Origin of the sequence: Luteolibacter sp. Populi (assembly GCF_040801775.1) — a bacterium.
Taxonomy (GTDB): domain Bacteria; phylum Verrucomicrobiota; class Verrucomicrobiia; order Verrucomicrobiales; family Akkermansiaceae; genus Haloferula.
On record NZ_CP161812.1, the window covers coordinates 360,798 to 374,375 of the forward strand.

Consider the following 13,578-nt stretch of genomic DNA (forward strand, 5'->3'; position numbering starts at 1 on the left):
CAATGAATTGCGGGAACTTCAGGGCTTCTGATTTTCACCGCGCGATCTTAGCCTTTGCCTTGTCCATCGTTTCCTGAAGCGTGACCACTTCACCGCCCCGGCGCTTGCTCTCGTCTGCCGCTTCCATGAACGCGTAGATCTCCAGGGTCTCCTCCGCCGAGACCGGAGGCTTGCCGGTCCGGAAGAAATCCGCGACCGCGAGGACCAATGGCTCGTAGCCATCAAAGCTTCCCATCGCCAATTCCCCGGACTCCCCCTTCGCCGCGCCGCCATATCCCTTGCGGTCGGTCTGGTTGGACTCGCGGAAAATACCGCGCCGTCCGCCGCTCCACTCCCCGGAGACCTCGATCAAGCCGTCCGCGGTCTTCGTCCGCTTCACGCGGATCGCGCCCTTCCCAAGCACGGTGAAAAGGGGCTCCACCCCATGGATGCCATACCAGAAAAGATCCGGATGGCTCTTCTCCAGGTGCGCCGGGCTATGGGCTTCCACATGGCTCACCTTGCCGATCTTTCCTTCGCGGACCTGCTGCGTCGCTTTTCCGAAACGAAGCGCCGAGCTGCTGAACAAGGGCGTTCCCGCGGCTTCCGCCTCATTGAAAATCCGGATGCAGTCCGCAAGTGACGCCGCAACGGGCTTGTCCACGAACACCGGTTTCTTCGCCTTGAGCACCGGCCGGATCTGTTCGAGGTGAACCTTCCCATCGTTGCTTTCCAGCAAAACGGCATCCACCTTCGTCACAAGTTCATCGACCGATCCCACGATCTCGACTCCCATCTTCCGGATTTCCTCCGTATACCCCGGCACACGATTCACGCTTTCCGGGATATCCTTGCTCCCCGCGGGGTAGGCCGCCACGACCTTCAATCCCTTCAGCTTCGCCGCGTACTCCGGCTTTCCCGCATCCATATTGATGATCCGGGTGAACTCCGTCGAATGCCCCGTATCGAGCCCTATGATGCCGATCCGGATTGCCCGTCCGCCCTCCTCCGCGGAGCCCGATGACACCAGGAGGGCGGCGCAGAAGGCGCGGATGTAGCTTCGTTTCATTGCTTTGCAGTTGGTGAGGAAAGGCATGGGAAGTTTGCTCGTTTTCAGTGTTCAGTGTTCAGTTTTCAGCGAAGGCGGAAGGGGGGGCTTCGCCTTCCCGGCCGGCGCTGCTTACCGCTTGAGGCGGAGCAATTTTCCTGCTCCGCGCCGGAGGGTGAGTTCTACTTTCCCGTCTCCGGCCGCAGACCATTTGCCGGAGGCTTCATCAAATGCTTCCAGCGGCCCCGGACCGGACAGGGTCAAGGTGAGGTCTTCCTTGTAGTCCAGATTTACCACCAGCCCATGAGTGGCCGCGGCGGGTGCCGATCCCTTCGGACCGAAGAGACCGATGGCAATTCCTCTCACCCGCTCACCCGGCTTGGACGGGATTGCGGGCAGCGGAGTTATGGGGCGGAACGGAGAGTCCGGGCTCATGGATTCCGTGCCCCTCGGCTTCATCCCATCATGCATCACGGCGAGCGATTCGAACGGTTGCAGTTCCTTCGCAATCGCGATGAAGGCGGGATTCAACGTGGCGGCCTCCTGATAGAGCGGCGTGGGTTTGGTGTCCGGCGTCTCCATCCCGCCCTCGTGGTTGGGGTAGCAATAGACGTAGTAGGAAATGGCCTGCGCCCCGTAGGCCAGTGAGGAATAGCCGAGGAACCTCAGCTCGTCTGCATCCGGGACCCGGGGGGAGCTGGGGGACGCGAGCGAACCCGGCACCCATGAACTGGCCTGGACGATGTTCATGAATGGAATACCGGCGGATATCGCCTTCTTCCGGATCATGCCCAGGTTGAGGAAGTAGTCCCCATTGTCCCCGCTGCGGGTGAACTGGTAGTGATCGTAGCTGAGGAGTTCCGGCTTCACCACTTCCACATATTGCTTCAGGTGCTCCTCGTAGGCGGGGATCGCTTCCCCGGTGGTGCCCAATTGCGAGTTGTTGGCATAGGTGGGCAGAAGGTTGATGTAGGGTAAGGTGGCCGGATCCTTTTCCTTCAGATAGGCGACGATTTTTCCCAATGCCGGAAATTTCCCGGCGTCCGGTTCATCAACCAGATGATAGGCATAGAGTGCGGCATGCCCTTTCACCCGGGAGATGAGGGCATCCAGCTCGGCCTTGGCGGATGGATTTTCCAAGACATCCAGCCGACCCAGCAGCGGATGATACAGGAGGGCCCGCAGCCCGTGGCGGTGCGCCACATCCAGTTCATTCTCGTGGCACCAGACCAGATTCCATCCCCCCTTCACGAGCCGCTCTGCAGCGGCGTCGTCCAGAGGTGCTCCGCCTGGATAGCCCGGCCCGGCCCAGTAAGTGGTGATCGGGGCACCGAGCTTCCACGCCGCGTCAGCGGGCTTCTCCGCCGCGGCCCCGAGCGAGGGAAGGCCCGCGATGGAGCACAACAGAAGACGGCGGCAGAAATCGGAGAGACAGATGGAAAGCGTCATAGGTAAGTCGGAGATTAAGTAAGGGATCACTTGCTGATCGGTTGCGGGATGCGGATGTAGGCGAAGAGGTTGCGAAGCTGGGTGTCCGTGAAATTATCGATGAGACCCTCCGGCATAAGGCTGAGGCCGGCGGCCTTGATCCCGGAGATCCCGGAGCGAGGGATCGTACTATCGTTGCCGTCGAAGCCGCGGAGCACGATGACATGGTTGTCCTGATCCGCGAGGAAGCCGCCGAGGACCCTGCCGTCCTTGGTGCTGACGAGGTGGTTGCCGTAGCCTTCGCGGATCTCGGCATTCGGGTCGATGATGCTCACGAGCATGGTGTCGAGGTCTTCGCGTTGGTAGCTGGTGAGATTCGGACCGATCTTGCCGCCCTTGTGGAAGAGCTGGTGGCAGGCGGCGCAGCGTTCCATGAAGATGCTTTCCCCGGTGTAGGGATCGCCCGGGGAGCCGGAGAGGATCTTCTTCACTGCCTCGATCCGGGGTCGGAAGGATTCGCGCGCGGCTGTTGCCTTGGCGGGGAAGCGGGCCGCGAGGTGATTTCTAATGTCTTCTTCCTGATGCAGGCGGAGGCGGGCGAGAAGATCCGGGGAGATGGCGGCTTGAGGAATGATCCCGGTTTCAATGGCGCGGAGCAGATCAAGGGTCCATCCGGGACGGGCGGCGAGGAGTGCGAGGGCGGCATCCTGATTGGCGCGGGGAAGTCTGGGGAATGCCTCGACGACCTTCGTGGAGATCTCCGGATTCTCATAGAGCGAGAGCGAGGAAAGCGCCGTGGTAGAGAGCTCTCCGGAGGATGGATTCAGAGCCACCGCCAGGAGGATGGGAACGGCGGGAGGATGGGGGATTTCTCCGAAAATCCTGGCGAATTGAAGTCGATCGCTCGCGGGGGCTTCCGATGAGGAAAGCAGGGTGAGGGCTTCTTCAAGGGCCGCGGGATCGGCACGCCGGACACGGAGGATCAGGGCCCCTTTACCGAGCTTCCCCATGGCATCGGCGAGTTCCGGTGGAAGCGCGGGTATGGGGCGGCCGGAGAAGGCTTGTCCGAAGCCACCCATCAGGAGATCGCGCGCGGCGGGGGATGGCGCGAGCTGAATGAGCCGGGCGCTGTGGAGGAGGTCGTTCCGGCTGCCGGCCTCGGCGAAGCGCCGCATCAAGCGGGAGGCGATGTGGGTGCGGACGATGCTGCGATCCCAAAGGGACGGATCGTTTTTCAACAGGTCGATCACGGAGTCCGGAGATGAGCCGCAGTGGGATTCGAGAATGAACCACGCCATGAGCGGGATGAAAGGATCCTGCGTGTCCACGTCCCGGGTAAGGATGGCTGCGGTGAGCGGGAGTGCCTGATCGCGGGGCAGGCGGCGGCAGGTGGAGAGGATCTGGCAGCGGACCTCGGCATCGGGCTCGCTGGTGGCGAGAGCGAGGACTGCTTGGTGGATGCCCGGGCTGAGTTGTTTGCGATCGCCCGACACGCGGATGGCCCACGCGCGGAGCATCGGCTCAGGATGTTTGAGCGCTACGAGAGTCAGCGCTTCATCAAGCGCTCCAGTCTGGTGAAGCACCCAGAGGAGACCGAGGGCCTGGTGGCGGGAGGCGGTGGAGAGCGCGGAAGCGGCATCGGGAATTGCAGCCTTTCGCTCGGCGAGGAGGCGGACCGCCGTTTGGCGATGCCAGAGGTTCGGGTGGGAGAGCAACCCGATCAGTTCGGCGTCGGATTTCCCCGAGAGATTCACATCGCTCACGAGCGCTTCGGACTTTCCGCGCAGGCGATAGACGCGGCCGGTGGCGGGGTCGATCTGCCCCTGGTAGTTCTGGCCATGGGCGATGTATTCCTCGCGGAAATCGGCGATCGTGATGCTGCCATCGGGCGAGGGGGTGAGATAGACGGGCCGGAAGGTGACGTCATCGCTGGTCAGTGCGGGATCGGTGTCGGTAGTGGTGAAGCTGCTGCCGGCAGGAATGCGCTTGGACGCGGTGAGTCTGCGGTGGAGCGGATCGGCGCCCAACAGAAGGCCGCGCCAGCGTTCAGGGAAGGCGCTTCCTTCCAGCATGACGATGTTATGGGTGAAGCGGGGAATCGGGTGGCTCGATGCCATCTGGGAGAGTTCGCCGAAGGAGTAGGGATTGGTGGGCGGCCCGAATTTGTCCGGAGAGGTGCCTTGCTTGAGATAGATGCCTTCCTGGATGTGATGCCAGCCGCGGGTGTCGCCGCCATTGTGGCCGCTGAAGAGCCGGCCTTCTCCATCGAAATGGAGACCGAAGACATTGCCGCCGCCATCGGCAAAGATCTCGAATTCCTTCGTCGCGGGGTGGTAGCGCCAGACGGCACAGCCTTCCAGATAGAGTGGCGTGGCATCGGGAGCATCGATACCGGGACGGCTGATGTGGCTGGAGACGGTGCTGCCTTGGGCTCCGTAGAGCCAACCGTCAGGCCCCCAGGTCAGGCCATTGACCGTGCTATGGGTGTCCTCAAGGCCGAAGCCAGCGAGGCGGACCTCGGGTGCCTTGTCCGGGATGTCGTCCCCATCGGCATCCGGGTAGAAGAGAAGATAAGGCGCGTGCGTAACCCAGATGCCGCCATGCCCGTGGAGCACGGAGTTCGCCATGTTCAAGCCGGTCAGGACCTTCTTGTGGGTATCGTAAACCCCGTCGCCGTTGCTGTCTTCGTGAACGCTGACGATATCCGCACCCGGATCGTGAAGAGGTGGAGCGGGAGGCACCTTGTCGTATTTGCCGCGGTAGTAGGCATCGCGGGAGATCATCTTCAGCCCCGCCGGGTAGGGGTATTGCCGGTATTGGGCGATCCACATGCGGCCGCGGGCGTCGAAGCTGATGTGGGTCGGCTGGGCGACTTCCGGTTCATGGAGGAGGGACTCGATGCGCAAGTCATCCGCGGCTTTCAGGTGAGTCAGTGCTTCCGCGGGAGCGACTTGCTTGCCGCGGACGGGTTCAACCGGGGCTTGGAGGACGGTGCTGGCAGGGCGCCAGTCCTGCGGGTTGTAGGCGGCGGTGGCGGGCTCGGAGGAAAGGGGGAGCAGGTCTGCGGGAGGAACCTCCCCGGAACGGACGAGCCAATCGCGGGCCAACCGGACTTCGTCGAGGTAGCCGCCGAAGACGGGTGGATGCACGAGCCCCTTCGCCGCGGCCTTTCCCTCAAGGCGGATCGCGAGCGTATTGAAGACTTCGTTTTTGAGGATGTCCTTGGGGATCTTGAAGCGTTGCGGAGCGGCGGAATCGGCATTCGCCGATTCGATGATCACGATGCCGTTGAGTGTGACTTTGAAACGACCGGGGATGTCCTGGAGGGCGAGGGTCATCGACTCACGCCAGAGGTCTTTCGTGTCGTCGATGGGATCGACGAGGCTGGCAGGAACGCGGAGGTGAGCGCGATACCAGAGCGGTTCGCCGGGGTTCTCCTGCGCGTCCTTCGCCGGAATGGAGCGCGGTTCCCAAGCCGCATCATCCGCATGCGAAAGGACCGGGACAAAGGCAAGCAAGCCGGTGACCCCGGCTGCCAGGAACGAACGGCTCCGGTGATGAGCGGTCATGGCTTGGTCTGGTCGAGAGGAAGAAGTTCGTAGCGGCGGACCACCATCTCCGCGGCTTCGGTCTGGATGCCGATGGGGCCTTCCCCGGGATGGACGTCGAAGGCTTCGTTGACCTTCTTGCCATTGAAGAGATAGACGAGAGTGCTGCCTCTGGCGATCACCTCGAGCTTGTTCCATTCGCCGATAGGAGCCTCAAGGTCGTCCGCGAAACGGATGCCTACTTTGTCGTCCCAATCCTCGTGGCGCTTTTCCCAGTTGATGCGTCCGTTGAGGATCTCTTGCCGGGGCGCACCGGGCTTCCAGCGTTTCTCGCCATCGCGATCGGTTTCGACTTCGACGCTTGCCTTGGTCTGCTGGATGCCCGCATCGGGGAGTCCGGAGTTGAGGACGAGCATGTCGCCCATGCCGCCTTCGATGATCTGGGCTTCGATGCTGGCGACCCAGGTGCCACCGAGGGCTCCCTCGGGACCGTGGCAATGGAGAAGGATACCGTTGTCGCGGGCTCTGTCGGCGCGATCCCCCCAGGTGCGGCCGGTCCATTTGAATTCGACGACCAAGCGGTAGTCCTTGAAGGAATCGGCGGTGTAGAGACAGCCGTAGCCGCGGCCGGTGATGGTGAGTTCTTTGTCCTTGAGGAGGAAAACGTCCTCGGGCTTGTCGTGGAGCTCCGCCTTCGGATTGAGGTGGTAGTAGATCTCGCCGTTGCGGATCAGGTCGAAGACATTGATCTTCTCCGTTACGGCGCGGGCAGGTTTCCCGGAGCGCCCGGAAGCAGCGGGTTTTTGTTCCGCGAGCAGGGATAGGGGAAGGAGCACCAACAGGGATGCAGTGCGGAGAGCGGTCGGGAAAATGCGGGTCATGGATTTGCAGTTGAAGTCAGGGTTTGGTCGCTGTTTCTCCACGGAGGAAGGCGAGCAGATCGGCCATTTGTTGGATGGAAATGCCGGCTTCGAGGCCGACGGGCATGAGGCTGGCGTCGAGGGATCCCATGCGGGTGATGTCCGCGCGGGCGATGGTTTCGGTGAGGCCTCCGGGCATCTTGAGGACGACGGAAGCGGCGCTTTCCGCCGCGACGATGCCAACGAGGGTTCGACCGTCGCGGGTCTCGATCCGGTAGGCGCTCCAGCGCGCCTCGATCATGCGGTTGGGGTCGAGAATGTCGTTGAGCAGGGCGGCCTTGTCCTTCGCCCTGACATCGGAGATGTCCGGCCCCACGGCGATCCCCCGCCCTTGGTAGCTGTGGCAAACGGTGCAGAGCTGGGAGAATACTTCCCCGCCTTTGCCCGGGTCGCCTTTTGCGGTGGTGGCGGGCTGGTAAGATTCGATGACGGCGACGCGGTCGGAAGCGGGGCGCTCGAAAAGTTTGGAAGCGAGCGCTTTGATCTTCTCGTCGGGGGATTGGAGGAAGCGCCAGCGGGCTTCGGCATCGACGAGGGACTTCGGAACTTCACCGCGGTCCATGCGTTCGAGCAGGTCGGGGAGAGTGCCTGGATCATTGCCGAGGATCGTGATGATCTCCTTGCGCAGCGACGGGCTGGAGCCGGGCAAGATCTCGTAAAGCAGAGGCGCGGTGGTCGGGGCGCCATAGCGCCGCAGGATGGTGAAGGCCGCTTCGGAGACCGGAGCCGCCTGAGTGCCGGACAGGAGGATTTTGAGAACGGGGCCGGCAGTCGCGTAGGCTTGCTGGGATAGCAGGGGAATGCAGGCGAGCCGGACCTCGATCGGCGCGGCGGGGTCGGAAATGATGTGTCCCGCCTGCGCCAGGAGCGCGGGGATCTCGGAGCGGATGTCGCCCTCGGGAGGCGGCGGATCCGCCGCGAAGGCGGATAGTAATCCAAGCCCGGACTGGGGAAGCCCCAAGGCGAGGCCTTCGAGGAGCGCGGGCTTCCACCAGAGGAGTTCGCCAGGCTGGTGGCGCAGGGATTCGAGGAGCAGATGCAGATCGCGCCGGTCCTTCGTGGCAGCCGCCGCGAGTTCGCGCAGGAAGGAGGTTTTGAAGGAAGAGGGAGAAGATGCGTAGGGGCCTTTGAGCAATTCCGAAACCAAGCGCCCGCTGTGACCTTGGAGATGAATCAGGACGGCATTCTGGAACCAAGGGTCCTCCAAGGCTTCAGCGGAGTTCGTGATCGAAGTTATGGCGGCTTCGATCCCATCCGGAGCGGCGCGGGTGCCTGCCAAGGCAAGCATGCGCGCGCGGAAACCTCCGGCGGCGGCCGTGACGGTAACGATCTCATGCGTTCTGTCCCCGAAGTAGCCGGGATAGCGGTGTGCGATGAGGACGATGTTCTCGGCAAGCTCCGGGGAGGCGCCCTCGGTCAAGGCAAGGAGTGGCGCGGCTTTCTCACCGGGGAGTCGGCTTGCGAGCGTGGCGTGGAGCCAGAGGGTATGGAGTTTTCCTAGCGCGTTAGCGGGCTTGCTGGCGGCGAGCGCGGCGACGATGGCGCGGGCGGACCCTGGGTCGCTTGCCTTTTCCCGGAGCACCCGCTGGGCGGTTTCGCGCTGCCAGGCATTCTCGTGGGTGAGCCAGGTGATGAGACCGGGAATGTCCTCCGACGCGGCCGTGATGGCTCGTGGGTTCGCCCCTTTGGGGACGATCTTCCAGATCCGGCCGTGGTGCTCGCCGGAGCGCATGTCGTGCTTCTTCACGAAGTCATCCGGGAAGAAACGGGCGTGATCGATGTACTGACGGTAGATGTCGCAAACATAGAGCGCACCGTCCGGGCCGGTGGTGAGATTGACGGGGCGGCACCACTCGTCCCGGCTGCGGAAGAACTCGGTCAGCTCGCCGACCCGGCCGGACTTGAGGCTGGAGCCCGCAGGCTCCGGTTTGCGGAAACGGGTGATGAGTTGGCCGGTCGGATCGCAGACGAAGATCCCGCCGCGGAGTTCCGGCATCAGGTCACCCCGGTACACCGTGAGGCCACACGCGGAGGTATTCGTGCCGGAATGGGCGTCCGAAGTGGTATGCGTGATCTGCAGGGGGAAGAGGCGGGAATCGGGACCATGCGGCACGATGTCTTCCCAAGGCTGGCGCGGCTCGCGGGGGCCTCCGGCGGTCGTGGTCTCGTAGGGGACCACGGCGAACATGACCGGACTGCGGTTCGAGGAGAAGTAATGTCGGCCCCAGTCATCGAAGCCCCCGCCATACTGGCCGAAGCCGGATGCCGGGTGGACCGCGCCGGTTTGCGGGTCCCAGCGGAGGTTGTGGCGTGCGACGTCGATCTTCCTCGCTTCGCCGGCCCCTTCCTTCACCGGGTGGACCTGGGTGGTATCGAGGCCGTTGTTGAAATACACATCACCATCGGGGCCCCAGCGCGGTGATGAAACCTGAAGCTGGGAGAAGGAAGGATTGAAGCCCGCGATGAGGCGCTGGCGTATCTCCGCGGTGCCATCGCCATCCTTGTCCTCCAGGAAGAGGACCTGGGTGCGCGTGGTGACGATCAGTCCGCCGCGGTGAGGAAGCAGGCCCTGGGGATGATCGAGGTCGCTGGCAAAGGTTTCGGCCCGGTCGAACACGCCGTCGCCATTCGCGTCGATGAGTTTCTGGATGCGCGAGAGATGCTTGCCCCCCGGGCCACCCAAGGGGTAATCGATCATGTCGGCGACATAGGCGCTACCCGTCGCATCCCAAGCGATCTCGACGGGGTCGAAAACGAGCGGCTCGGCGGCGACGGGACGGGCCTCGTAGGGTCCATCGAGTTCGATCGAAGCGAGGGTTCGATCCGGTTCCCAAGCGCCCGCGCGTTCTTCCGCAGAGGCAGCCGGGATGAGGGCTGCGGCGATCAGGATGGAGCTCCGGCGGAGCTTTGGCATGCCGGAACTGCTGCTCATTCGAGTTCGGGACCGAGGTTGCCGTAGGACCAAGGGGCACGGAAGGGCGGGGGCTCGGGGAATCGAGGCTCGGGGTCCGGAGTGTGTTCCTTGCTCAGCTTGATGCCGGTGTCGGTCATCTGGGTGCCGGCGGTGATCTCGAGGTTGCTGTAAGAGGTCAGGCGCGTTTCGTAGCCGCCCCCTGAGGGAAGAAAGGCTTCCTCCGTGGGGACATAGCCGGTGCATCCATTCGCGAGTTCCACGGGCCAGGTGAAGGGGAAGGGGCTCTCCTCTTTGATGCGAAGTCCGTTCTCGACGAAGAACTCGGCGGGATTGCTCACCAAGACAGCGGGGCCGATCTGGATGGTTTGGACTTCGACCTCGGCCTCGGGCTCTTTCCGGATGAGGGCATCGAGAAGCACGGTCTCCTTGGAGAAGGCCCACGTGGTGGGGTCCGCTGCCTCTTTCTTCTGTTCGACGATCTCCCTCGCGGCTTTAACTTTATCGGGGTTGGGGACACGGCGCTTGATCGACCAGACCCGGGATTTCGCATCGACGGTAGCCCCGGTGGTGGTGGGCAGTCCGAGAACGACCTTAATGGCTTCGGCACCGATACGGCCACCGACGAAACGCGACATCGCTTCGCCGCCGGGGCGGGTGAATTTCGCGAGGTTATCCACCTGGGTGATGTCGCCGCAGGCGCCTTGCAGAAAGACGACGGGAGCCCGGGTCTGGAGGCCGCCCTGGATGACTTGTTCAAGATACTGCACCCAGTTGGCGGAGATGCCGCCGGGGTTGGTGGTGCAGTGGCAGGCGTAGTTGACCGTGATGCCGATGAGGTTGTCCTTGAGATCCCAAGCGGCGATGACGCCGACTTCCGGGTCGATCGGGCCGGCATAGTCGATGATCTCTGGGTTGCCGACACCGGAGTGGCTCCAGGACTGGCCGTTCTTCAGCTTCTGGCGGCGGTTGAAGGCGACCTGACGTTCCTCCCCGCGTCCGAATCCGAGTTTGGCGGGAACCTTGTTTTGGTCGGCCCAGACCACCGCATCGACGATGGCTTTCTCGACGGTGAGAAGGTAACCGGGATCGGCGGTCGTGGAGTGATTGTAAGCGAGGTCTTTGACGAGCTCGTCGGCATGGTCGTACTCACCCGGTTGGATCATGCCGAGGGGGCCTGAGGAGTGGGAATGCGAGGCGCTGACCAGGATGTTTCCCGCCGGAATGCCGGTCTTCGCTTCGATACCGGCGCGGACCTTCGTCACAAGATGGCGGGGAACCGCGAGGGCATCCACGCCGACGATGGCGACGCGCTTGATGCCGTCATCGAAAACGCCGGCGCGGACCTTGCAAGGGTCATGGAAGCTGCGGTGGTAGTCCTTGCCGTAGTTGCCCGGCTGCTCCATGCCGAGAGCGGGGGTGATGTCTCGTTCGGCGAAGCCGGCTTGGACGGGAGCGCGTCCCGGAGGCGGTTCCGCGGGTGCGCCGAGGATGGCCGGGCAGAGCAGGGCCACGACCGACAGCGGGCCACAGAGGACGAAGAGTCTGGCGCGTGCGACACCGGTTTTCATGGTAGATGCTTACGGGGTGGATCGGGGCGGCGTTAGCCGTTTTTCCTTCAATACCCGACGCTTTAACGTCACGCGCCGGGTGGAGAAGGAGACTCGTGTTTCAATGCATTTCGACGGCACAGGTGCCGAGGCCGCCGCGGTAGTAGTGGAAGCGCACGTCCGGGTGATCGGCGAGGAGCGACATGGGCACCGCGGTATCGATGTAGCGCTTCGAGATCATCAGGGCGGTGAGGCGCTGGCCAAAGGGGTTGTCATGGACTCCGGCCTGCCAGATGGAGACGCGCTCCGCTTTCCAGGTTTCCCGCGGGCCGACGGTGACGGCGCGGGTGGGGACGAGGGAGACGTTTCCGCCACCGGAGGTGCGGGCGTTCTGGGCGATGGTGACAGGGTGGAGGTCGAGGATGCGGGTTTTCAGCGCGCGGTATTCCCCGGGTGAAGGAGGGGCATCGGCATAGGGGCCGCTTCTGGGGAAAGGGTCGTTGAAGGCCCAGTGTTTGACGTCTCCCTGGCCGCCCTGCATGACCACACAGCGGATGCCCGCGTCCCAGGTTTTCTCGAAGGGCTCGTGATCCTCCGAAGGGAAATGAAGCTGGCTGTCCGGCATGACGAGCTCCGGCCGGATGCGGTTGAAGCAGAGCTCGCGGTCGCAACGCTCGAAGGAGAGGGGGTGGTCGATGGAAGGGACCTTCCCGTCGATGATCCACTCGTCCATGCCCCAGAAGTGGGCGTCGTGGAGCTTGAGATCGAGTTCGTTGGCGATGCGGGCGACCAGCGGAAGCTGCTCGGTGGGGCCGATGGGACCGCAGATGCCGGCGGGATTGTCGGACGTGGCCTGACGCCAGGCCCCGATGTATTCGAGGGCCTGGGCGCAGTAGAAGTCTTCCAGGGTATCGTGGAAGAAGACGGTGAAGCCCGGGCGGGAGAGTTTGAAGAGAGCGTCGGGCGTGAGGGCTGCCGCCTCGGCGATGATGTCGTCATCGAGGGTGGTGTAGTCCCACCAGGCGGGGGCGAGGGCGCTGAGTTTCCGGGGCATGTGTCGTCGGGGCGGTTGAAAAGTTAGAGATCGACGGGGCGGCGCGTGCGGGCGGATTCGTCCGCGGCGAAGATGACGCGGTGGGTGTGAAGCGCGGTTTTCAGATCGGTGAGAGGCATGTCCCTCCCCGCATCGAGCGCATCGAAGAAGGCCTGGAACTGGAGCTGATAAGGGTGGTCCGAGACGTCGCCGGAATCGAGCGACTTGAAGGAGAGCCGGCTCCATGCGGATTTATCGGCCGCGAGCTTCTGGGAGTGGAACTTGTCGTCGAGCATGCTGCCCTCGCTCCCGCAGAACTGGGTATGGAAGTAGTAAGGCTGGATGCAATCCACCACAGCGGCGCACTTGCCGACCTTGCCATCGGCGAAGTGAAGGATGGTGACGCTGGTGGTGTCGTATTCGTAGGGAGCGAAGATCGGGCTCTTCGATCTGGTGGAGTAGCTGGAGACGGAGCGCACGTCATCGCCTAGGCAGAGCAGGAGAGCATCGAGTGCGTGGCAGCCGGCAGTGAGCAGCGCACTGCCGCCGCCATCACGCTTCGCGTTCCACTCGAATTGCCCGTACCAAGGGCCGATGCCGTGGTAGTAGTCGACCTCGCCGTAGTGAAGTTCCCCCAGCAGCCCTTGGTCGATCACGGCGCGGGTGGCGAGAAGCTGGCTGGAATAGCGGCACTCGAAGCAGACGCAAACTTTGACCCCGGCCTCTTCGACAGCGGCGGCGACGCGCTGGCAATCCTCCCAGGATAGGGCGAGGGGTTTTTCGATGATGAGGTGTTTCCCCGCCTGCGCCGCTTTGATGGCGTGCCCGGCGTGGAGGTTGGAGTAGCTGCAGATGGAGACGGCGTGGATCTCCGGATCGGCCAGCATCGCGTCGAGATCCGTGTAAGCCTTGATGGAGCCGCCATGCTTTGCGGAGAGGACGGCGTCATCCTGCGGGCGGGAGGAGCAAATGGCGGTGACCCGCGCTTGGCGCGAGGCGTTGATGGCGGGGATGTGGGCGGTGGCGACCCAGCCATAGCCGATGACGCCGACGTTGTAGGTTTTCATGCGTTCTTCGCGGGAGAATTGCTCCGCTCTATGAAACGCGTCGAAACCAGGCACGCATCACCGTTTTTCCATCATAGTGGTTCACTTTTCGATC

The 13,578-nt window shown here is 63.3% G+C and carries 8 protein-coding genes; all 8 read right to left on the reverse strand.

Going from position 1 to position 13,578, the window contains the following annotated elements; translation table 11 throughout:
* Nucleotides 1–34: 34 nt before the first annotated feature.
* Nucleotides 35–1,048: a Gfo/Idh/MocA family protein gene (locus ABWK72_RS01445; RefSeq protein ID WP_367872995.1), complete on the reverse strand. Its 1,014-nt coding sequence runs from the start codon at nt 1,046–1,048 to the stop codon at nt 35–37.
* Nucleotides 1,049–1,159: 111 nt separating this feature from the next.
* The gene (locus ABWK72_RS01450) at nt 1,160–2,476 is read right to left on the reverse strand and encodes a hypothetical protein (protein ID WP_367872996.1); all 1,317 of its coding nucleotides are present in this window, start codon (nt 2,474–2,476) and stop codon (nt 1,160–1,162) included.
* Between the two features lie 26 nt (nt 2,477–2,502).
* Nucleotides 2,503–6,024 carry a PVC-type heme-binding CxxCH protein gene (locus tag ABWK72_RS01455; protein WP_367872997.1) on the reverse strand — a complete coding sequence of 1,174 codons (3,522 nt, stop codon included), beginning with the start codon at nt 6,022–6,024 and terminating at the stop codon, nt 2,503–2,505.
* Nucleotides 6,021–6,884, reverse strand: a complete 864-nt coding sequence (locus ABWK72_RS01460) for a DUF1080 domain-containing protein (protein ID WP_367872998.1) — start codon at nt 6,882–6,884, stop codon at nt 6,021–6,023. The genes ABWK72_RS01455 and ABWK72_RS01460 overlap by 4 nt, the downstream gene beginning before the upstream one ends.
* A 16-nt stretch (nt 6,885–6,900) precedes the next feature.
* Nucleotides 6,901–9,855, reverse strand: a complete 2,955-nt coding sequence (locus ABWK72_RS01465; protein ID WP_367872999.1) for a PVC-type heme-binding CxxCH protein — start codon at nt 9,853–9,855, stop codon at nt 6,901–6,903.
* Nucleotides 9,852–11,405, reverse strand: a complete 1,554-nt coding sequence (locus ABWK72_RS01470; RefSeq protein WP_367873000.1) for a hypothetical protein — start codon at nt 11,403–11,405, stop codon at nt 9,852–9,854. The genes ABWK72_RS01465 and ABWK72_RS01470 overlap by 4 nt, the downstream gene beginning before the upstream one ends.
* Before the next feature lie 100 nt (nt 11,406–11,505).
* On the reverse strand, nt 11,506–12,438 hold the full coding sequence (locus ABWK72_RS01475; protein ID WP_367873001.1) for a glucosamine-6-phosphate isomerase: 933 nt from the start codon (nt 12,436–12,438) through the stop codon (nt 11,506–11,508).
* Nucleotides 12,439–12,461: 23 nt separating this feature from the next.
* Nucleotides 12,462–13,484, reverse strand: a complete 1,023-nt coding sequence (locus tag ABWK72_RS01480; RefSeq protein WP_367873002.1) for a Gfo/Idh/MocA family protein — start codon at nt 13,482–13,484, stop codon at nt 12,462–12,464.
* Between the last annotated feature and the right edge of the window lie 94 nt (nt 13,485–13,578).

Excerpts from the sequence above, each read along its gene's own strand:
- ABWK72_RS01445 (WP_367872995.1), bottom strand. The coding sequence starts at position 1,048 with ATGAAACGAAGCTACATCCGCGCCTTCTGCGCCGCCCTCCTGGTGTCA.
- ABWK72_RS01450 (WP_367872996.1), bottom strand. The coding sequence starts at position 2,476 with ATGACGCTTTCCATCTGTCTCTCCGATTTCTGCCGCCGTCTTCTGTTG.
- ABWK72_RS01455 (WP_367872997.1), bottom strand. The coding sequence starts at position 6,024 with ATGACCGCTCATCACCGGAGCCGTTCGTTCCTGGCAGCCGGGGTCACC.
- ABWK72_RS01460 (WP_367872998.1), bottom strand. The coding sequence starts at position 6,884 with ATGACCCGCATTTTCCCGACCGCTCTCCGCACTGCATCCCTGTTGGTG.
- ABWK72_RS01465 (WP_367872999.1), bottom strand. The coding sequence starts at position 9,855 with ATGAGCAGCAGTTCCGGCATGCCAAAGCTCCGCCGGAGCTCCATCCTG.
- ABWK72_RS01470 (WP_367873000.1), bottom strand. The coding sequence starts at position 11,405 with ATGAAAACCGGTGTCGCACGCGCCAGACTCTTCGTCCTCTGTGGCCCG.
- ABWK72_RS01475 (WP_367873001.1), bottom strand. The coding sequence starts at position 12,438 with ATGCCCCGGAAACTCAGCGCCCTCGCCCCCGCCTGGTGGGACTACACC.
- ABWK72_RS01480 (WP_367873002.1), bottom strand. The coding sequence starts at position 13,484 with ATGAAAACCTACAACGTCGGCGTCATCGGCTATGGCTGGGTCGCCACC.